General features: G+C 69.9%; 20 protein-coding genes. 6 read left to right on the top strand and 14 right to left on the bottom strand.

Features of this window, described 5'->3' with window-relative positions; all coding sequences use genetic code 11:
• Positions 1-47 precede the first annotated feature (47 nt).
• From ACTOQ2_RS10920 to ACTOQ2_RS10905, 4 genes are all read right to left on the bottom strand, one after another.
• Entirely contained in the window at positions 48-2,567 is a 2,520-nt protein-coding gene (locus tag ACTOQ2_RS10920) for a DNA translocase FtsK (RefSeq protein ID WP_440099524.1), read from the bottom strand.
• A 643-nt stretch (positions 2,568-3,210) separates the two neighbouring features.
• On the bottom strand, positions 3,211-3,987 hold the full coding sequence (locus ACTOQ2_RS10915) for an IclR family transcriptional regulator (protein ID WP_440099523.1): 777 nt from the start codon (positions 3,985-3,987) through the stop codon (positions 3,211-3,213).
• Positions 3,988-4,004: 17 nt separating this feature from the next.
• The gene (locus ACTOQ2_RS10910; RefSeq protein WP_440099522.1) at positions 4,005-4,247 is read right to left on the bottom strand and encodes an SDR family oxidoreductase; all 243 of its coding nucleotides are present in this window, start codon (positions 4,245-4,247) and stop codon (positions 4,005-4,007) included.
• On the bottom strand, positions 4,244-5,485 hold the full coding sequence (locus ACTOQ2_RS10905) for an RNA-guided endonuclease InsQ/TnpB family protein (RefSeq protein WP_440099521.1): 1,242 nt from the start codon (positions 5,483-5,485) through the stop codon (positions 4,244-4,246). The genes ACTOQ2_RS10910 and ACTOQ2_RS10905 overlap by 4 nt, the downstream gene beginning before the upstream one ends.
• Positions 5,486-5,509: 24 nt before the next feature.
• Between ACTOQ2_RS10905 and ACTOQ2_RS10900 the strand changes: the two genes are divergently transcribed.
• Positions 5,510-5,692 carry a type II toxin-antitoxin system Phd/YefM family antitoxin gene (locus tag ACTOQ2_RS10900; protein WP_440099520.1) on the top strand — a complete coding sequence of 61 codons (183 nt, stop codon included), beginning with the start codon at positions 5,510-5,512 and terminating at the stop codon, positions 5,690-5,692.
• Here ACTOQ2_RS10900 and ACTOQ2_RS10895 read toward each other — a convergent pair.
• Together ACTOQ2_RS10895 and kduI are read right to left on the bottom strand one after the other, a co-directional pair.
• Positions 5,689-6,309 carry an SDR family NAD(P)-dependent oxidoreductase gene (locus tag ACTOQ2_RS10895; RefSeq protein ID WP_440099519.1) on the bottom strand — a complete coding sequence of 207 codons (621 nt, stop codon included), beginning with the start codon at positions 6,307-6,309 and terminating at the stop codon, positions 5,689-5,691. The two genes, ACTOQ2_RS10900 and ACTOQ2_RS10895, sit on opposite strands and share 4 nt — an antisense overlap.
• Positions 6,309-7,121: a 5-dehydro-4-deoxy-D-glucuronate isomerase gene (kduI, locus tag ACTOQ2_RS10890; protein ID WP_440099518.1), complete on the bottom strand. Its 813-nt coding sequence runs from the start codon at positions 7,119-7,121 to the stop codon at positions 6,309-6,311. The genes ACTOQ2_RS10895 and kduI overlap by 1 nt, the downstream gene beginning before the upstream one ends.
• Positions 7,122-7,333: 212 nt before the next feature.
• On the opposite strand from kduI, the gene ACTOQ2_RS10885 reads away from it, so the two are divergent.
• Positions 7,334-8,026 carry a hypothetical protein gene (locus ACTOQ2_RS10885; protein WP_440099517.1) on the top strand — a complete coding sequence of 231 codons (693 nt, stop codon included), beginning with the start codon at positions 7,334-7,336 and terminating at the stop codon, positions 8,024-8,026.
• Between the two features lie 175 nt (positions 8,027-8,201).
• On the opposite strand, the gene ACTOQ2_RS10880 is transcribed toward ACTOQ2_RS10885, so the two are convergent.
• Complete coding sequence (locus tag ACTOQ2_RS10880) at positions 8,202-9,887, bottom strand: ribonuclease J (protein ID WP_440099516.1); 1,686 nt, start codon at positions 9,885-9,887, stop codon at positions 8,202-8,204.
• 164 nt (positions 9,888-10,051) lie between these two features.
• Positions 10,052-10,978, bottom strand: coding sequence for a 4-hydroxy-tetrahydrodipicolinate synthase (gene dapA / locus ACTOQ2_RS10875; RefSeq protein ID WP_440099515.1), 927 nt, complete (start codon positions 10,976-10,978; stop codon positions 10,052-10,054).
• A gap of 700 nt (positions 10,979-11,678) precedes the next feature.
• Between dapA and ACTOQ2_RS10870 the strand changes: the two genes are divergently transcribed.
• Both ACTOQ2_RS10870 and ACTOQ2_RS10865 read left to right on the top strand, forming a co-directional pair.
• The gene (locus ACTOQ2_RS10870; RefSeq protein WP_440071141.1) at positions 11,679-12,401 is read left to right on the top strand and encodes a GntR family transcriptional regulator; all 723 of its coding nucleotides are present in this window, start codon (positions 11,679-11,681) and stop codon (positions 12,399-12,401) included.
• Between the two features lie 373 nt (positions 12,402-12,774).
• Complete coding sequence (locus ACTOQ2_RS10865; protein WP_440099514.1) at positions 12,775-13,842, top strand: glycerophosphodiester phosphodiesterase family protein; 1,068 nt, start codon at positions 12,775-12,777, stop codon at positions 13,840-13,842.
• 269 nt (positions 13,843-14,111) lie between these two features.
• Here ACTOQ2_RS10865 and ACTOQ2_RS10860 read toward each other — a convergent pair whose 3' ends face one another.
• On the bottom strand, positions 14,112-14,435 hold the full coding sequence (locus ACTOQ2_RS10860; RefSeq protein ID WP_440099512.1) for a hypothetical protein: 324 nt from the start codon (positions 14,433-14,435) through the stop codon (positions 14,112-14,114).
• Positions 14,436-14,544: 109 nt separating this feature from the next.
• Here ACTOQ2_RS10860 and ACTOQ2_RS10855 point away from each other — a divergent pair, with 109 nt between their 5' ends.
• Positions 14,545-15,042: a GntR family transcriptional regulator gene (locus tag ACTOQ2_RS10855; RefSeq protein ID WP_440099511.1), complete on the top strand. Its 498-nt coding sequence runs from the start codon at positions 14,545-14,547 to the stop codon at positions 15,040-15,042.
• Between the two features lie 92 nt (positions 15,043-15,134).
• On the opposite strand, the gene ACTOQ2_RS10850 is transcribed toward ACTOQ2_RS10855, so the two are convergent.
• From ACTOQ2_RS10850 to ACTOQ2_RS10840, 3 genes are all read right to left on the bottom strand, one after another.
• Positions 15,135-16,283 carry a hypothetical protein gene (locus ACTOQ2_RS10850; protein WP_440099509.1) on the bottom strand — a complete coding sequence of 383 codons (1,149 nt, stop codon included), beginning with the start codon at positions 16,281-16,283 and terminating at the stop codon, positions 15,135-15,137.
• A gap of 96 nt (positions 16,284-16,379) precedes the next feature.
• Positions 16,380-16,856 carry a peroxiredoxin gene (locus tag ACTOQ2_RS10845; RefSeq protein ID WP_440071135.1) on the bottom strand — a complete coding sequence of 159 codons (477 nt, stop codon included), beginning with the start codon at positions 16,854-16,856 and terminating at the stop codon, positions 16,380-16,382.
• A gap of 184 nt (positions 16,857-17,040) precedes the next feature.
• Positions 17,041-17,715 carry a YoaK family protein gene (locus tag ACTOQ2_RS10840; RefSeq protein ID WP_440099508.1) on the bottom strand — a complete coding sequence of 225 codons (675 nt, stop codon included), beginning with the start codon at positions 17,713-17,715 and terminating at the stop codon, positions 17,041-17,043.
• A 318-nt stretch (positions 17,716-18,033) separates the two neighbouring features.
• On the opposite strand from ACTOQ2_RS10840, the gene ACTOQ2_RS10835 reads away from it, so the two are divergent.
• Positions 18,034-18,243, top strand: coding sequence for a hypothetical protein (locus tag ACTOQ2_RS10835; RefSeq protein WP_440099507.1), 210 nt, complete (start codon positions 18,034-18,036; stop codon positions 18,241-18,243).
• 76 nt (positions 18,244-18,319) lie between these two features.
• Here the strand turns inward: ACTOQ2_RS10835 and ACTOQ2_RS10830 are convergent, their stop codons facing one another.
• Positions 18,320-18,616, bottom strand: coding sequence for a hypothetical protein (locus tag ACTOQ2_RS10830; protein ID WP_440099506.1), 297 nt, complete (start codon positions 18,614-18,616; stop codon positions 18,320-18,322).
• Entirely contained in the window at positions 18,583-19,515 is a 933-nt protein-coding gene (locus ACTOQ2_RS10825; RefSeq protein ID WP_440099505.1) for a DMT family transporter, read from the bottom strand. Before ACTOQ2_RS10825 ends, ACTOQ2_RS10830 begins: the two co-directional genes overlap by 34 nt.
• Between the last annotated feature and the right edge of the window lie 7 nt (positions 19,516-19,522).

The following is a 19,522-nucleotide window of genomic DNA, read 5'->3' as shown; positions in this document are numbered from 1 at the left end:
CGCCGTCGGATCCCGCGCGGGCCGGCCGGAGCCCCCGCATCGCGCCGTCAGCCCCCGCGCAGGTCGGCCAGCAGGCCGGGAAGCTCGTCCGGCTTGACCATGACCTCTCGCGCCTTGGACCCCTCGCTGGGCCCGACGACGTTCCTGCTCTCCAGCAGGTCCATCAGGCGGCCCGCCTTGGCGAAACCGACCCGCAGCTTGCGCTGGAGCATCGAGGTCGAGCCGAACTGGGTGGTCACGATGAGCTCGGCCGCCTGGACCAGCAGGTCGAGGTCGTCGCCGATGTCCTCGTCGATCTCCTTCTTGGCGGTCGCCACGGCGGCAACGTCGTCGCGGTACTCGACCGCCATCTGGGCCTTGCAGTGCCCGACGATCTCGCCGATCTCCTTCTCGGAGACGAAGGCGTTCTGCAGCCGCATGGGCTTGCTGGCACCCATCGGCAGGAAGAGCGAGTCACCCTGCCCGACGAGCTTCTCGGCGCCCGGCTGGTCCAGGATGACCCGGGAGTCGGCCAGCGAGGAGGTGGCGAAGGCGAGCCGGGAGGGCACGTTGGCCTTGATCAGGCCGGTGACCACGTCCACGCTGGGGCGCTGGGTGGCGATGACCAGGTGGATCCCGGCGGCGCGGGCGAGCTGGGTGATGCGGACGATGGAGTCCTCGACGTCGCGCGGGGCGACCATCATCAGGTCGGCGAGCTCGTCGACGATCACCAGCAGGTACGGGTAGGGCTGGTAGACCCGCTCGCTGCCCGGCGGCGGCACCAGCTTGCCGGCGCGGACCGCCTTGTTGAAGTCGTCGACGTGCCGGAAGCCGCTGGCGGCCAGGTCGTCGTAGCGGCGGTCCATCTCCCCGACGACCCACTCCAGGGCCTCGGCGGCCTTCTTGGGGTTGGTGATGATCGGCGTGATCAGGTGCGGGATGCCCTCGTAGACGCTGAGCTCGACCCGCTTGGGGTCGACCAGGACCATGCGGACCTCGTCGGGGGTGGCCCGCATCAGGATCGAGGTGATCAGCCCGTTGACGCAGACCGACTTTCCGGCGCCGGTGGCGCCCGCGATGAGCAGGTGCGGCATCTTGGCCAGGTTGGCCACTATCGTGCGCCCCTCGACGTCCTTGCCGAGCCCGACGATCATCGGGTGGTGGTCGGCCTGGGCGACCGGGGAGCGCAGGATGTCGCCCAGCGAGACGAGGTCCTTGTCGGTGTTGGGGATCTCGACCCCGATCGCCGACTTGCCGGGGATCGGGGACAGGATCCGGACATCGGCCGACTTGACCGCGTACGCGATGTTCTTGGTGAGCGCGGTGACCTTCTCGACCTTGACCGCCGGGCCGAGCTCGATCTCGTAGCGCGTCACCGTCGGCCCCCGGGTGAAGCCGATCACCTGGGCGTCGATGGCGAACTGCTCCATCACGCTGGTCAGCGCGTTGACGACGACGGTGTTGGCCTTCGTCTGCGGCTTGGGCGCGGTGCCCGGGCGCAGCAGCTGCGACTCGGGCAGGGTGTACGGACCGGCCTGGGGCGACAGGACGAGCTGCTCGACCTTGCGCGGGGCGGGGGTCGGCTCGGGGGGCTCGGCCCTGACCACCGCGTCGGCCGCCTCCTCGTCCACCAGGCCGGGCACGATCTCCGGGGAGTGCCCGGAGGGGCCACCGGTGGTCTCGGCGATCAGGGGCGTGTCGTAGGGCTTGACGTGGTCGCCCAGCTCGCCGCCCTCGGACTCCGGCTTCTTGCGGGTGGAGGGCTTCTTCCTGGACACGCGCGGCGTGGGGGGCAGGTCGCGGTTGAAGAGCATGTGCCGGATCTCGGCCAGCCGCTCGGGGACCCGGTGCACCGGCGTCGCGGTGATCACCAGGATGCCGAAGCCCGACAGGATCAGCAGCAGCGGGATGGTGATGAAGGACGGCAGGATGCTCGCCGGGGGCGCCGAGACGATAAAGCCGATCATGCCTCCGGCGGCCGCCACCTTGTCCATGCCGTCGGAGCTGCCCCCCGAGGGGTACGGCGTGTCATGGACGACGTGCACGACGCCGAGCACGCCGATGGTCAGGGCGGACCAGCCGATGATCATCCGGCCGGTGTCGGCGTTCTGGTCGGGGTGGCGCAGCAGCCGCCAGGCCAGCAGCACGAGCAGGATCGGGATCACCCAGGTCAGCGAGCCGAAGACGCCGCGCATCACCCCGTCGACCACGGTGGAGACCGTGCCGGTGTTCTTCCGCCAGGTCATCGCGGCCAGCACGACCGCCCCGGCGAAGACCGCCAGGCCGAGCCCGTCGCGGCGGTGCACGGGGTCGAGCTCGCGCGCGTTCTGCCCCAGGGCCCGCGCGGCGCTGCCGATGCCCCCGGCGAGGAGCATCCAGATGCCCATGAACAACTTGCCGATCATGATGAGCACCCAGCTGATCGGGTCGTGCTGGGGCGAGGGCCTGCGGCCCTGACTCGTGCTCCTCCCCCGGCCGGCGGGCGCCCGCCTCGCGGGGGCCGTACGGGCCTGGGAGGCGCCCGAACGACCGGAGGACCCCTTGCCGGGGGGCTTTCCTGAGGAGCCTTTAGACGTACGGGTGGCCATGTTAGGGAGGTTAACGAGACGGGTGGTGGATTGCGCGCCGACTCGCCGCAGCCGCCCGACCCTCGCCGACGTTTCACAAGATCGGTCGATACTTCGTGAACAGCGATGGGAGGGGCTAAAGGTCCCATTAGTCTGCCGGAAAGCGTCTTCCATTCCATGTATTGACATTGCGTTTCATGTAGTAGAACCTCCTCACCAACAGGGCGTTGGGAGGAGACACATGTCCGCACTCGACTGGTCCGTTCTGGGCGCGTACTTCACAACCTGCCGACCCAGCGGGTGCCGGCCTACAGCGGCGCGCTGCCGAAGGTCGTGGACATCGCGGCCAAGGGGACCGGGCCCCGCCGGACCACGTGCCGGCCCCCGGTTACCCGTCGGGCTCCAGGACGCCGCCGTTGACCACGTCCGACTTCTTGATCTCGGCGAAGACGATGCGTACCGCCTCACGACGCGCCTTCAGGATGTTCACGGCCGCCTCGGTCAGCGCCGGTCGAGGATCCCACCGGACAGGAGTTCCACGGCGATGTTCGGCATGCCGAATTCCTCCAAGCTCAGGTCGTTTCATAAAATGAGATAACATTCCATTACATGCAACAAATGGAAGCTGCAATCGGCCAGGGAACCGGGACGCGGGCGGATCGGCTCAGCCGTTGAGCGCCGGGGCGGCGGGAGCGCCGGGCGCGCCGAGGGCCGCGGAGACCTCGCGGGCCGTGGCGACGACGTCGGGCGCGAAGCGCTCCAGGTCGTCGCGACCCATGTCCATCGCGAGGGCGGAGATGGAGACGCCGCCGAGCACCTGGCCGGTGTGGTCGAAGACCGGGGCGCCGACGCAGAGGACGCCGGGCAGGTTCTCCTCGTTGTCGATCGAGTAGCCGCGGGACCGTACCAACGCCAGGTCGGCCAGCAGGTCCTCCGGCGTCGCCAGCGTGGTGGGGGTCGGGGCGGGCATACCCGTACGGGCACAGATGGCGCGGACCTCGTCGGCACCGAGCTGGGCGAGGACCGCCTTGCCGATCGCGGTGCAATGCAGGCGCAGGCTCATCCCGACGCGGGAGGGCATCTGGTAGGGCCGCCGGCCCTCCAGCTTCTCGACGTAGACGGCCTCGTCCCCGCTGCGGATCGCGAAGTGCGTGGTGTAGCCGGTCCGCTCGTGCAGGGCGTGGAGCGCGCCGGAGGCCTGGCGGGCCGGGTCGAAGCGGTTCATGACCCGCCCGGCCAGTGTGAGGATCCGGGGGCCCGGCTCGTAGCCGCCGCGGCCGTCGGCCCGCGCGAACCCCCACTCGACGAGCGACTGGAGGATGCGATGGACGGTCGATTTGGACACGCCCGTCGCGGCGGCGATGTCGGTCACGCGGTGGTGCTCGGCGATCGCCTCCAGCACCGCCAGCGCCTTGTCGATGGAACTGCCTTCCCTGACCACGATCGTGAGCCTACTGGTCAGCGTGCCAACCAGCCTCCGTCGACGGCCAGCAGGTGCCCGTTGACGTAGTCGGAGGCGCCGGACGCCAGGAACACGGCGGCGCCCACGAGTTCCTCGGGCCTGCCCCAGTGCCCCGCCGGGATACGGCCCCTCATCTCGGCCTCCCGCGCGGGGTCGTCCCAGAGCCGCTCGGTGTTGCCGGTCCTGATTTGACGCGCTCCCCGGTCTGAAGGCCGGGGATTCAGCCCGTGCCGCGTCACGCGGCACCTCTGAGGCTTCCTGCTTCGTCGGCGTCCGCCACCGCGAGCGGTGGTCTTACGTCACCTCCACAGGCATTTAACGTCTCCGCCTCCCGCCGCCTCCCAGCGGCGGGTTTCCGTCCAGCGGCGACGGTTCGTCGGCCTTCGGCCAGGATGTTGCGTGCGGCGTTGATATCGCGGTCATGGACCGCGCCGCAAGCGCACTCCCACTTTCGGACCTCCAGAGGTATGGCGGTGGCGACGGTCTCGCACCGCGAGCACCGCTTGGAGGACGGGAACCACCGGTCGATCTTGGCGAAGGTCCGGCCGTACCGGGCGGCCTTGTACTCCAGCATCCCGACGAAGGCCGACCAGCCCGCGTCATGCACCGACTTGGCCAGCCGGGTGCGGGCCAGGCCCTTGACCGACAGGTCCTCCACGTAGATCGCTTGGTTGTCGCGGATCAACTGGGTGGAGAGCTTGTGGGCGAAGTCCCGGCGCGCGTCGGCCACCCGGGCGTGCGCCCGCGCGACCTTGACGACGGCCTTCTTGCGGTTGTTCGACCCCTTCGCCTTGCGACTGAGGGCCTTGTGCGCCTTGCGGAGCTTCTTCCCCGCGCGCCGCAGGATGCGCGGGTTGTCGATCTTCCGGCCGTCCGACAGCACCGCGAAGTGGGTGAGGCCCAGGTCGACGCCAACCTCGGGTGCCGGCTCGGGCAGCGGCTCGTCAGTGCTCTGCACGGCGAACGACGCGAAGTACCTGCCCGCCGCATCCTTGATCACCGTGACGCTGGACGGCTCCGACGGCAGGGTCCGTGACCAGCGCACCACCACGTCACCGATCTTCGGCAGGCGCAACCTCCCGCCCGCTGTGATGGCGAACCGGGCGTTCGTGGTGAAGCGGATCGCCTGGCGGTTGTCCTTGCGCGACCGGAACCGGGGCGGGCCGACCTTCGGCCCCTTGCGGTTGCCGGTGATCGAGGCGAAGAAGTTGCGGTACGCGGTGTTCAGGTCGGCCAGCGCCTGCCGAAGAACCACGCTGGACACCTCGCCCAGCCATGCCCGTTGCGGTGTCGTCTTAGCGGCGGTCAGGCGCTTGGACAGCTCCGCGTCGGAGACGTAGGCCAGGCCCGCCTCGCGGGCGTCCTGGCGTGCGCGCAGCCCGTCGTTGAACACTACCCGCGCGCATCCGAACGCCCGCGCCAGCCTCTGGCGCTGAGCGGTGTCGGGGTAGAGCCGGTACTGGTAACGAAGCTGCATGGTACCGATAGTACCATTGGTTCCATGACGGAACGCATGAGTGTTCGAGAACTCCGCGACAACCTGGGGCGACGCATCGACGTCGCCCACTTCACCGGCGAACCCACGATCGTGGAGCGACACGGGGAGCCTCGCGCCGTGGTCGTCTCCTACGCCTGGTGGGCCGAGCGGCAAGACCAGGAAGGTCAGGGCACGCTCGCGCCCTAGCGGGCACTGCCACGCGGGCCTTCACCCCCGGCACCCCCGGCCTGAAGACCGGAGCACTGGCCCGCATTTCGGTGGCCGGCGGCGATCGCGTTGACCTGCACCCCCGAGCCCGCCCACTCGCAGGCCAGCGCCCGCGTGAGGCCGGCGACACCGTGCTTGGCCGCGGTGTAGCCGACGACGTTGACGCCGCCCTGGAAGGACAGCATGGAGGCGATCATGATGATCTTCCCGGAGCCCCGGGCGAGCATCCGTGCCCCGAGGACCTGGCTGAGCAGGAAGACCGCGTCCAGGTTGACGTCGAGCACCTCGCGGAAGGACTCGTGGGAGTGCTCGGCGGCCGGGGCCCTGCGGATGATCCCGGCGTTGTTGACCAGCACATCGACCGGGCCCAGCCGCCCGGCCGCCTCGGGGACGGCCCGCGGGTCCGACAGGTCCAGGACCCACCGGGAGGCCTGCCTGCCGGTCTTGCGGACCTCCGCCTCGACCTTGTCCAGGTCGTCGTCGCGGCCGTGCAGCACGATGTCGGCCCCGGCCGCCGCCAGGCCCACGGCGAGGGCCCGGCCGATCCCGGTCCGCGCGCCGGTGACGAGCGCGATCCTGCCCTCCAGTGAGAACATCAGCGCAGCTCGCCGATCTCGACCTGCTCCATGTCCTCGAAGGCCTGGTTCTCCCCGCCCATCGCCCAGACGAAGGAGTAACTTCTCGTACCGAAGCCGCAGTGCACCGACCAGGGCGGGGAGACGACCGCCTGGCGGTCGGCGACGACGAGGTTGCGCGTCTCGTCCGGCCGTCCCATCAGATGGATCACCCGCTCGCCGGGTGGCAGGTCGAAGTAGAGGTAGACCTCGGTCCTGCGCTCGTGGGTGTGGCAGGGCATGGTGTTCCACATGCTGCCGGGCTCCAGCACCGTCACGCCGAGCACGAGCTGGCAGCTCTGGATGCCCTTGGCGTGGATGTACTTGTAGATCGTCCGGCCGTTGGAGCCGTCCTGGCCGCCCAGCCGTACCGGCTCGGCGTCCTCCAGGGTCGCGGCGGTCGTCGGGAGGGTCGCGTGCGCGGGGGTGGAGACCAGATAGAACGCGCCGCCCTCGAAGACCACCTCGCGGGCTCCCCTGCCGACGTAGAGGCACTCCTTGGCGGCCAGGGGGTACGCGGTGCAGTCGATGGTCACCGTGCCGGGCCCGCCGATGTTGACCACGCCGAGCTCGCGGCGCTCCAGGAAGTACTCCGACCTGAGCGGGTCGGGGCAGTGCAGTCTCAGTGGCCCGTCGTCCGGCAGGGCCCCGCCGACCACGATGCGATCCTCGTGGGAGTAGAGCAGCCGGACCTCCCCTGGCACGAAGAGCTGTTCCACCAGGAACCGGCGGCGCAGCCAGTCGGTGGTCGCCCCGGTGATCTGGTCGGGTGCCGTGGCGTGCCGTACCTCCATCGCCCCTCCATTGTTCTATTACATGAAATTAGAAGCTGCTACATAGAACATTGTGAGCATACAACGGCCCCCTTCCCCGCGCACTCACCGCGATTCCCGCCACGCGCGGGCGCCCGGAAAACGATCGCCGGAGTGAGAACTTTTCCCGCCGGAACCGGGTCCCACATAGGGAATCGCCACCGAACGGACCACCGAGCACACGGGAGAGACCGATGACGACTGGCATGACACGGACGACGATCCGGCTGGCGGCGGCCGGCACGGTCCTCGCGACCGCCCTCGCGGGCGGCACCGCCCTCGCCGAGACGGGCGGACCGGGCGGAACGGGCGAGACGGGAAGGACCGCCGCGGGGATCCCGAAGAACTTCCTCCTGCACGAGCCCCAGGCCCGCAAACCGGTGAGGTATCCGGGCGAGGAGACGTGGACCATCAGCGACAGGCTGGGAGCGAACCTGGGGATCAACCCGTGCGGCCTGCGCCGCCCCGCCGATCGCGACCGGGTGGCCATGCGTAGCGTCGACTACCAGGCTCCCGAGCACCACTCCGGCGAGCAGCTGGTGATCTACCGTTCCACGGCCGCCGCGCGCAGGGCGCTGGCCGGGCTCCTCGGGCAGGTCGAGAGGTGCGCCCGCGTCAAGTCAGAGGGCACGGTCACCAAGACCTGGGCCGACCCCGTCCGCGCCGGGAACCGGGCCGTGCGGATCACCCTCCAGGGCTACGACGCCAAGGGCGTGCGTCCGGCCGTCGGCGGGCAGCGGGCCGTCGTCGTCCGCGAGGGCCGGGCCGTCGCGGTCTACGTGCTGGCGGGCGAGTACGGCAAGGTGCGCGGCTCCGACTTCACCCGGCAGCTGAAGGACGCCAGGAAGATGGCGGCCAAGGTCTGCTCCCTGCGCGGCGTCTGCTGACCGGCACAGGGAAGGCCCACAGAACCGGCGCGCGCCCGCACGACGACGGGCAGGCGCGGCAGGGCCGGGCGGGACGGGCCCGCGGCAGGGCCACGCGGGACGGGACGGGGCCCGCCGATCCGGGCGGCCCGACGGTCCGTACGGCGACCGGTGCGGCCGCCGTACGGTGCGAGGGTCAGACCTCGACCACCACGGGGATGATCATCGGGCGGCGGCGGTAGGTGTCGCTCACCCAGCGCCCCACGGTCCTGCGGACCACGCGGCGGACCTGCTGGATGTCCACCACCCCGTCGGCCGCGTTCTCCTGCAGGGCCCTCTCGACCTGCGGCAGGATGTCGTCGAACATGGCCGGGTCGATGCCGGATCCCCTGGCGTGGATCTCCGGGCCCCCGGCGAGCTTGCCGGTGGCGGTGTCGACCACGATGACGATGGAGATGAAGCCCTCCTCGCCCAGGATGCGGCGGTCCTTCAGCGCGAAGTCGGTGACGTCGCCCACCGAGGTGCCGTCCACGTAGACGTAACCGGCGGGAACCGCGCCCACGATCTTGGCCCGGCCGTCGACCAGGTCCACCACGACGCCGTCCTCGGCGATCACGATGTGGTCGTCGGGCACCCCGGTCAGCGCGGCGAGCTTGGCGTGCGCCCGCAGGTGGCGCCACTCGCCGTGCACCGGCATGAAGTTGGACGGCCGCGTCAGGTTGAGCACGTACAGCAGCTCACCGGCGGCGGCGTGCCCGGAGACGTGCACCTTCGCGTTGCCCTTGTGCACCACGCGGGCGCCCCAGCGCGACAGCCCGTTGATCACATTGTTGACCGCGGTCTCGTTGCCCGGCACCAGCGAGGAGGCCAGCAGGACCGTGTCGCCCTCGGCGATGCGGATCGGGTGGTCGCGGTTGGCCATGCGCGACAGCGCCGCCATCGGCTCGCCCTGGGACCCGGTGCAGATCAGCACCACGTCCTCCGGCGGCCAGCCCTCGATCTCCTTGGAGTCGACGATCAGGCCCGGCGAGACCCGCAGGTAGCCCAGGTCGCGGGCGACGCCCATGTTGCGCACCATCGAGCGGCCGACCAGCGCGACCTTGCGGCCGTGCTTCTCCGCCGAGTCGATGACCTGCTGGACGCGGTGGATGTGGGAGGCGAAGCTCGCCACGATCACCCGCTTGCCCGCGGTGCGGATGACCTCGTCGATGACCGGCGCGATCTCCCGCTCGCTGGTGACGAAGCCCGGCACCTCGGCGTTGGTCGAGTCGGACATCAGCAGGTCGACGCCCTCGGCGCCGATCCTGGCGAACCCGCCCAGGTCGGTCAGCCGCCCGTCGCTGGGCAGCTGGTCCATCCGGAAGTCGCCGGTGTGCAGGACGATGCCCGCGGGCGTCCTGATCGCGACGGCCAGCGCGTCGGGGATGGAGTGGTTGACGGCGAGGAACTCGCACTCGAACGGCCCGAACCGGTGCCGCTCCCCCTCCACGACCTCGCGCTTGGTCGGCTGGATGCGGTGCTCGGTGAGTTTGGCCTCGATCAGCGCCATCGTCAGCCTGGATCCCACGATCGGGATGTCGCGGCGCTCGCGCAGCAGGTAGGGCACGGCACCGATGTGGTCCTCGTGCGCGTGGGTCAGGACCACGGCCTCGATGTCGTCCAGGCGGCCCCGGATGTATTCGAAGTCGGGCAGGATCAGGTCGATGCCGGGCTGGTCGGGCTCGGGGAACAGCACCCCGCAGTCGACGATCAGCAGACGGCCTTCGTACTCGAACACGGCCATGTTGCGGCCGATCTCGCCGAGACCGCCCAGCGCGACGATGCGCAGGGCACCCTCGGGCAGCGCGGGCGGCAGCCCGAGTTCGGGGTGGGGGTGACTCATCCGGCCACACCTCTCTCAGAGGTCTCACATGCGACGGAGGCCCTGGTGGGCAGCAGGACTACTCCCTCGCCGAGCACTCCGTCCCCCAGCGGACCGTTGTGTCTTCTTTCTCGCAAACTCTCGTTCCTCCCGGATGCGGCCGGTGAAGGCCGCGGTGCTTTATCTCATGTCACAACTTCGTCGGACAGCTTCACACCGCCCGCGATCAAGTCTTCACGCAGCCTCGCGAGCTGCTCCCGGGTCGCCTCCACCAGGGGCAACCTCATCGGTCCCGCGGGCTGTCCGACCAGGGACAACGCCGCCTTCGCCATGATCGCACCACCGGCCTGCATCATGATCGCGGAGACCACGGGAAGCAGCCTGCGGTGGATGGCGAGCGCGCCCGCGACGTCCCCTGAGCGGTACGCCTCGATCATCGCGGCGATCTCCGCGCCGACGACGTGGCCGATCACGCTGACGCACCCCACGGCCCCCACCGACAGCCACGGCAGGTTGAGCGTGTCGTCACCCGAGTAGTAGGCCAGGCCGGTGGACGCGATGATCTGCGATCCCTCGAACAGGTCGGCCTTGGCGTCCTTCACCGCGACGATCCGCTCGTGCCCGGCGAGCCGCGCCAGCGTCTCGCTCCGGATCGGCACGCCGCTCCGGCCGGGGATGTCGTAGAGCATGGCAGGCAGGGCCGTCGCGTCCGCCACGGTGGCGAAGTGGCGGTAGATCCCCTCCTGGGGGGGCTTGCTGTAGTACGGCGTCACCAGCAGGAGACCGTGCGCCCCGGCGCGCTCGGCGGCTTTGGCCAGCCCCACGCTGTGGTGGGTGTCGTTGGTCCCGGCTCCGGCGACGACCGTGGCGCGGTCGCCGACCGCCTCGACGACGGCGCGCAGCAGGCGCTCCTTCTCGTCGTCCGTGGTCGTCGGGGACTCCCCCGTCGTGCCGCTCACGACGATGCCGTCGTTACGCTGCTCGTCCACCAGGTAGGTGGCGAGGCGCCCCGCTGTCTCGTAGTCGACCGCTCCGTCACTCGTGAACGGTGTGACCATCGCGGTCAGCATGCGGCCGAAGGGGGCGTCGGAGGTTCCAGTTGGCGCTGCCATAGACCGAACGCTACCTGGATCCGCTGAAACGGTGGACCCCGCCACCCCGCCTAACCTCCGTCCACCGATGGGCCCAAGAGCGAACATCCCCCCGAGGTGCCCGCTGCACACCGTACACGCGGATATACACCGCCGCGGCGACTGACCCCGGCCGACGCTCCCCGCGGGCCGTTCCGGCCTTGCCGTACGGGGCCGTACGGGGCCGTACGGGGCCGTACGGGGCCGTACGGGGCCGTACGGGGAGGCGGAACGGCGACCGGGCCGGGCGTCCCGGGCGGCGGGAGGTCAGGAGTGATCGGGACACGGATCCGGGTGATCTCCGTCGATGCGGGTTCGGCGCGGGTTCGGCGCGGGTGAGGCCGGTCACCGGCGAAGGGCGGAAGGAAAGCGGGCAGAAAACGGCTTTCGCAGATCTCGCGCCCGATTGCGTGAAATAACGAGGACTTTGTCCGCTTTGGCGACGGCGAGGACATCCTTGAACGAGAAAGAGGCCGCCGATATGTGCTCGGGGGTACACACATCGACGACCTCTACCGTTGAATCGGCGATCCTTACGCGGGCGTTACAGGGTCTCTGAGATATTTTTGGCCACTTCTGGGAGCGGCGGTAAAGTTGGAGCTCCAAATCGGAGCCATTACCCTGCGTTGTGCATTGAATACGACAGGATGGGACAACGCCCCAGACCCCCAGGGATGGACACGTGGCAAGCTCCGATCCTGTCTACCTGCGCGTCGTCGCCGACATCCGGCGCCAGATCGTCGACGGCTCCCTTCCCCCCGGCGCCCCGATCCCCTCGCGCGCCCAGCTGACCAGGAAGTACGGCGTGGGCGAGACCGCCGCCCGGCACGCGCTGCGCGTGCTCGTCGCCGAGGGCCTGATCGTCGGCCGCGTCGGCTCGGGTCACTACGTACGAGAGCAGCCGGTGCTGCTCCCCCTGCACCGATGGCGTTTCCACGACCACCACGCCCCCTTCGGCGCGGACATCCAGTCACAGGGCACCCGGGCCACCTGGGACTGGCGGGCCGAGCCCGCCGGCGCCACCCCGGACATCGCCCACCGCCTCCGGCTGGACGAGTCGGCCCCGGTCACCCGCACCCACTACGTCTTCCGCGGCGACGGCAAGCCGATCCAGCTGGCCACCTCCTACGAGCCCGCCGAGTTCGGCGAGACCGCGGAGGAGAGCCCCCGGAGCCTGATCGCCCGCCTGTCGGCCATCGGCGTCAAGGTCACCGAGATCGTCGAGCAGGTCTACACCCGCGTCCCGCAACCGGCCGAGAGCGACGCCCTCGCCCTGCCCGCGGGCGTCCAGGTCCTGCACGTCGAGCGCACCCACTGGGCCGGAGACCGCCCGGTGGAGACCAGCGACATCGTCGTCCCCGGCGACCGCTTCCGCCTCGTCTACAGCCACCCCCTGCACCCCTGATACCCCGGGCCTGACGGCTGGCACCTCTCGTCTGCGCGGCGGGTGAGGGCGTTCCCGCGCGCCCGGGGGCGGGTCCTCACCGACTCGTGTCCCGGCATCCACGCGCCGCCCGTCACGGAACCTCGGAAGCCCTCGTGGAGCCGTCGCGGAGCCTCGCGAAAACCATCGTGGAGCCGTCACGGGAGCCCGGAAGCCGGAAGGGCGTCCGCCGACCCGCGACGCCACGCCGGACAGGGAAACGGTCATAAAGCCTTAAAATTCCCTTCAGCCCCAATATCCCCTCTGGCCGCACACGTGGCTGACTCTCGGACGGAACGGATCGTCCAACCATGATCCGGTCACCTGACAGATCAGCCACGAAGAGGGACAACAGATGCGTAGATGGCGTGCGGCCGCAGTGATCGCGACGATCGGTGTCGCGATGGGGGCGCTGTCCGGGACGGCGACCGCCGACGGGCACGGCGACGGCGACAGGCACCACCGCCGCACCTTCGACCTGCAGGCCCACCGGGGTGGGCTGGGACTGGTCGTGGAGAGCACTCTCGCCTCGTTCGCCAACGGTCTGGAACTCGGGGTCAGCACGCTCGAACTCGACGTGCAGATCACCGAGGACGGCAAGGCGGTCGTGACCCACGACCGGCAGATCAACGGCAGGAAGTGCCGGGACACCGCCCCCGCGTTCGACGGCGACCCCGAGTTCCCCTACGTCGGCAAGTTCATCAACACGCTGACCCTGGCGCAGGTCAGGACCATGGACTGCGGCAGTCAGACGCTGGCGGAGTTCCCCGGCCAGCGGCCGGACCCCGGAGCCCGGATGCCCCTGCTGAGCGAGGTGTTCGACCTGGTCAAGCGCTACCGCGCGCACGACGTCATGCTCAACGTCGAGACCAAGGTCGAGGCCGGGGCGCCGCAGCAGACGGCCCCCAGGGAGCAGTTCGTCCAGGTCACGGCGGCCGAGATCCGCAAGGCCGGGATGCGGCGCCAGGTCACCATCCAGAGCTTCGACTGGGGCGCCCTGATGCGGATGCGCCAGGTCGACCGGAAGCTGCCTCTCGTGGCCCTGACCAACCGGGACTTCCTGCAGACCGGACAGCCCGGCGCGTCCCCCTGGCTCGGCGGGATCGACATCGACGACTTCGGCGGTGACCCGCTCAAGGCGATCAAGTCCTTCGGCGCGACAGCCTTCTCCCCCGTGCACGGCACCCCGCAGAACGGGAAGATCACCGACCCCGGCTACCAGCCCTACGTCACCAAGGAGATGGTCGACCAGGCGCACCGCCTCGGCATCAAGGTGATCCCGTGGACCGTCGACGACGAGCCCACGCTGAACAAGCTCATCGACGACGGCGTCGACGGCATCATCACCGACTACCCCGACCGCCTGCGCAAGGTGATGTCCGACCGCGGGTTCAAGCTTCCCCGGCCGTACTCCCTCAGGTAGTCCCGGCCGAAGTTCCCGCGCCGGCTTCGCGACCCCACCGTCGTCATCGACACCGCCTGGCGCCGCGTCCCCCCGTGAGGGGGACGGGGCCCGGCAGGTGAGTGTGGGAAGGGACGCCTGCCGGGCCGCTGTCCGGCGGTCCCGCACCGGACCCTCCGACCGGTGCGGGACCGCCGCCCGATCTCCCCGGACGACATGGCCTCCTTCAGGGAGCTCGGGGGCTTTTGTGGGCGCCGGTCCGGAGTCGTCCTCCTCCCGGCGCCCGATCGTCAGTGGGCGGCGCCCATCAGGAGCCGAAGCCACAGTTCCTGTGTCCGCTTGGCGACCACCCAGGGCGGCTCGTGCACGACCACTCCCTTTCTCGCCCGTTCCGTTCGCCGTACGAACATCAGCCCGCCCGCCTGACAGAGCTCATAGAAGGTGGGCAGGCAGTCACAGGTGTGCTCCTTGATCCGCAACCGGTCGGCCCTCGGCCGCTCGGGCCTCCAGTCGATCGGCTCGTAGCCCACCTGCAACGGCGCCACGTGATGCCCGTGATGCCGCCCACCCGGCACCCCCGCCACCACAAGGACTTCCATCCCCCATGCGCTCACTCGGTGACTATAAGTGATGACGTCTACTCCGGTCTACAAGCTCGTATCCTCCACGGCTATCAGACGTCTGGTTTGTGGGTATACGTATCTATTGGTCTAGCATTCAACTGTGCTCGATCGAGACGGTCCCATACCGGTCTATAAGCAGATAGCGGATGAGATTCGAGGACGAATCAGCAGCGGCGACATCGTTCCCGGCGAAGCGATGCCCAGCGAGACCGAGCTTGAGAGTGAGTACGGGATCGCCCGTACGACCGCGCGACGGGTGGCCCGTGAACTTCGGGAGCAGGGGCTCGTCTACACGGTTCAGGGTGAGGGCACCTTCGTCGGCGAGCCGGACGTTCCACGCGCTCCTCGCAAAACGCCGCTCTACCAGGAGATCGCCCTTGAGATCGCCGGGCGGATTCGCAACGGCGACTTCTCTCCAAACCGGGCGATTCCCAGCGAGAAAGTGCTCATGGAGCAGTACGGCGTCGCCAAGGTGACCATCCGGAACTCCGTCGCGTTCCTTCGCGAGCAGGGCTGGGTCTTCACCGTCCGCCATCGCGGAACGTACGTGTCGCCACCCGAGAAATGGCCGCGGGAGCAGGAGAAAGACGGCTCTTGACGTCAGGGGCGGGGCGGGTGAGGAACGGGCCCACCGCGACGGCACGGCGGGCGCCGAAGCGCGGGCCGGCGGCCGCCAGACCCGGCCGGGCGTCACTGGAGTTCGTAGATCAGGGATGTTTTCCCGGGGCCGTCGCCGTGCTGGGCCTGGACCCACAGGTGGGTGGTGCCGGGCGCCGGAGCGATGTCCACGATGTGGGCGGGCGGACCACTTCGAGGAAGAGCAGACCTCGTCCATTCGCCGTTGCGCAGATTGAGCACGTAGGGCGTTCCGTCGGCGGGATTGGCGGCGATCCACACACCGCCGACGGGGTCGGTGCGCACAGCCACCAGCCCTGTGTGGTGGTTCACATCGAGTTTCACCTGGTTCCACGCCACGCCGTTCCAGTGGAGGACGACCGGGCGGGCACCGTCGGCCCAACCGGGGCCGACCGCCCACACGTCATTCCTCGACCCCGCCGCCAGACCACTCAACCGGCTGAGGAAGGGACGTCCGTGGCAACCGCGCCGGGCGAGAGCAGGAGTGCACGGTAGCGGGGCCACGCTCCATCGCCCGCCGTCCCAGTGCAGCATTCTGGGCCAGCCCCTGTCATCGACCACCCACACGTCATCGGGACCGGCCGCCGCCACCACGGCCAGGTCCGTCGCCTCCGGGGGTGTATGCCGGCGCAGGGCCGTGCCGTCCCAATGAACCATGTCCGGAGGGGGTCCGTCGGGACCGCCTCCCTGCGCGAGCCACACGTCGTTCCGGCCGACGACGGCGAAGTCGCCGGTCCAGTCCAGGTGGCGGGGACGATGATGCGTCCAGCGGCCACCGGAGAACTGCCAGAGGTGCTCGGTCGAATCATCCCATTCGTCCGGCACATGGTTGATCACCAACACCGCGTCGCCGGACGCCGAGTCGCTGACGTCGATGTATTCGGCCTTTTTCAGTTGGCCGGGCAGGCTGCCGACGGGATTCCAGCCGGAGGTGTTCCAGTGCAGCAACGACGTACCGGGGCGCCCTTCGCCGGTGACGAACAGCCATGCCTGGTTTCCCGCGGCGGGAACGACCCGGTGTGTGATGTCGGCAGTCGCGGGTTCGGTCGCGTATCTCAGGTGCCAGCGGGCGGCCGGCTCACCGATCCGCTGCACGTCGGCCGGGCCGGGGTGCCTCACGACCCGGCCCGCCGCGTCTCCCGTCAGCAGGCCCGCGATCAACAGAGCAGAGAGCGCTATCCGCCATCCCGATTCATTGCTCATGACTCAGATCTTCGTGCGACACCCGTGTTCGCGGGACCTCAACGTGGGAGATCACGAAGTGTCACCGGAGCATCAGAGGGCTTTCTCGCGCTCCGGTCACGGGTGCGGGCGGGAGCGGAGGGCTTCCAGTGCCCGGTCGGCGTGGGCCTCCATGGAGCTCTCGCTGTGGATCACTTCCAGGAGGCGGTGGTCCACGTCGATGACGAAGGTCATCCGGCGGGTGAGGAACGGGCCCACCGCGACGGTGCGGCGGGCGCCGAGGCGCCGGGCGACGGTGCCGTCAGGGTCGGAGAGAAGCGGGAATCCCAGCTGGTTGGCCTGGGCGAATCTCGCCTGCCGGTCGACCCGGTCGCGGCTGATCCCGATCCTGGTCGCCCCCTCGGCGGCGAAGTCGGCCGCCAGGTCGCGGAAGTGGCAGCTCTCGGCCGTGCATCCGGAGGTCATGGCCGCCGGATAGAAGAAGAGCACCACCGGCCCCTTCGCCAGGAATTCGCTGAGCCGCCGCCGCGTGCCCGTCTCGTCAAGAAGCTCGAAGTCCTCGACCACATCTCCCACCGAGAGGCCCACGCCCACGAGTCATCTCCTTATGTCATCGGAGGATCTCCGCTCGCCCCTGGCCGTCGTGATCGGGCGAGAGTGGAAGTCGGAGTCCCGATCTCATTTCTAAGCGATTCACCGGCCGAGCGACAGACCCACAATCGACCCGCCCTGGAATATCCATTCTCGTCCTGCGAAAACCTCATGAATCGGCCGCGAATCACCGCTGGGGCTCTCGGTCCGGTCGTCCTCGGCGTCCCCGGAAACGCGCCCCCCGCACGTACGGATGTACGACGACGAGCGCGAGGAACGTGCAGGCCGGGGCGACCACACCGGCCCATGGCGGCGCGAAACGCAGGAGCAGGGACGCGCAGAGGGCACCGAGGACGAGAGCGACCACGATGGCGGCGCGACGCCGGTTGTCGGTGGACCAGCCCGACGCCGAGGTCTCGAACAGCGAGGTGAGGGTGCCCGTGACGAACGTGGCCGTGATGCCGGCGAGGTTGACGCGGCGGGCCGCGGCGGCCTGCATGCCCATGGCGCAGGATCCCGTCCCGATCAGCGCGAGGATCGCGACAGGGCTGGGGGCTCCCGCGATGAGCGCCCAACCGGCGAGGAAGGCGATCTGGAGGGCCAGATCGGCCCACAGGAGCCTGACGGCGGCCAACGGCCACAACGCGTGCCCCTCGCGACGTCCCGGCATTGTGAAGCCGATGAGGAGCCCCGCGCAGAACCCCGCGCAGGCGAGTCCGGAGCGCATCGCGTGGAGCAGCCAGTCCTCGCGGCCGACGAGGGCGAAAAGGATGAGATTGCCGGTCATGTTCGCCGTGAAGACACCGCCGAGCCCGAGGAAGGCGATCGCGTCCATCGCCCCCGCCGCCAGCGTCAGCAGCACGAGGGCGATATGACTTCGCCGCTGGAGGGACCTCGTCTCGGGTGCTCGTACGGGAACGGGCTCCGCACCGGACGCGGGGGCCGGATCGGAAGCGTGCGCGGGAGGTGGACCGACGGGCGCCGAGGAGTCTTCGCCCTCAGGGCGAGTCATGGGGCTGATCGGCCATCTGCCGTCCTCCGGGGTCATGCGGTTGCGCGCACGGTGAATTTTCCCAGCTCGGAGCGGTTTCACCCGGCTTCCCGCCTTCGAAAGCGGGTGACGCGATGCTTCCTTCCGAATCGGCCTCACGCTCGCGGGGGATCGTCCTATCCTGGTCGCATGCCGTGCATCGAGGATCGGATCGACACCGTCGAATCCGACATCGCTGAGATCAAAAGCGACATCGCAGCAATCAAAGCCGGGCAGAGCGGTATGGAGCTGAAGCTCAACCGCGTACCCCAGGACGTCGCCGAACTCAAAGCCGGGCAGGTCGAGATCCGCGACCTGCTCGTCCGTGTCGTCGCGCGGCTGGAGGGCGTGGCCTCGTAGCCCGGTACGAGACCCGGACAGCAGCGAGCCCCGGTCCAAGGAAGGCCGGGGCTTTCGTATGCCACCGATCAGGCGCTTAGAACACCGGGATGATCTCCTCGGGGTCGATGACGTCGACCTGGACGCCGTCGATGTCGAGTTCGGGGATGGCGGGGAACTCGATGCCCCAGCGTTCGACGATGGCGCGGATCCTGGCCATGGCCACGCGCCAGTTGTCCGCCTGTTCCTCGTACGAGAGCACGCCGAGGCCCGCGTCGCGGGCGTGGTCCATCAGGACGCGGTGGTTGGGCAGGAAGTACGGCGGGAGCTCCCAGAAGCCGCCGGGGGCCCCGAAGGCTTTCAGGAGCGGGCCCGCTGCGTCAGTGCGACGCACGCGAGGACGGCCAGCGCCGCCGCGATCGTGACCGGGCCGAACAGCTCCCCGAGCAGCAGCCAGGCCCACAGCAGCGTCAGCAGCGGCTGGGCGAGCTGGGTCTGCCCGGCGCGGGCGATGCCGCCCATGGCCAGGCCCGCGTACCAGGGGATGAAGCCGAGGAACATCGAGACCAGGCCGACGTACGCGAACCCGGCCAGCGAGGCGGCGGTGGGCCGCACGTCGGTGGTGAGCGCGAGCGCGACGGTGATCGGCACGGTCAGCGGGGTGGCGAGGACGAGGGTGTGGGAGATCACCCGCCAGCCGGGGGTCGCGCGGGCCAGGCGCCCGCCCTCGGTGTAGCCGACGGCGGCCGACAGCAGCGCGCCGACGAGCAGCAGGTCGGCCCCGGTGACGTGGCCGCCGCCCATGCTGAGGGTGAAGGCGGTGATCGACACGGCTCCGAGGCCGCAGGACACCCAGAACAGCGCCCTGGGCCACTCCCCCGCCCGCAGCACCGCGCAGGCGGCGGTGGCCGCGGGCAGCAGCCCGATCACCACGGCGGCGTGCGAGGTGGAGGCCCCGGCGTAGAGCGCCAGGCCACTGAAGAGGGGGAAGCCGAACACCACGCCCGCCACGATGACGCCGTACGACCGGAGCTGGGACCTGGGCGGCAGCAGCGGCACCCCGGCCACGAGCAGGAACGCGGCGGCCGCGGCGGCGGCGACGGCGGCCCGGCCGACCGCCACCAGGTAGGGGTCGAAGCCCTCCATCGCGAAGACGGTCGCCGGGAACGACCCCGAGAACGCCAGCACTCCGAGCCCGGCCAGCAGGGTCCCCCGCCAGGCCCTGCCCGGCGCCTCGGGCGGCACCGCGCCGGCCGGCCGCCGATCGTGACGTGCCTCCCGTGGAGGCACCACACCGGGC

This window comes from Streptosporangium sp. H16 (assembly GCF_051918855.1).
Taxonomy (GTDB): Bacteria; Actinomycetota; Actinomycetes; order Streptosporangiales; family Streptosporangiaceae; genus Streptosporangium.
This window is presented reverse-complemented; position numbering and strand designations above follow the sequence as displayed.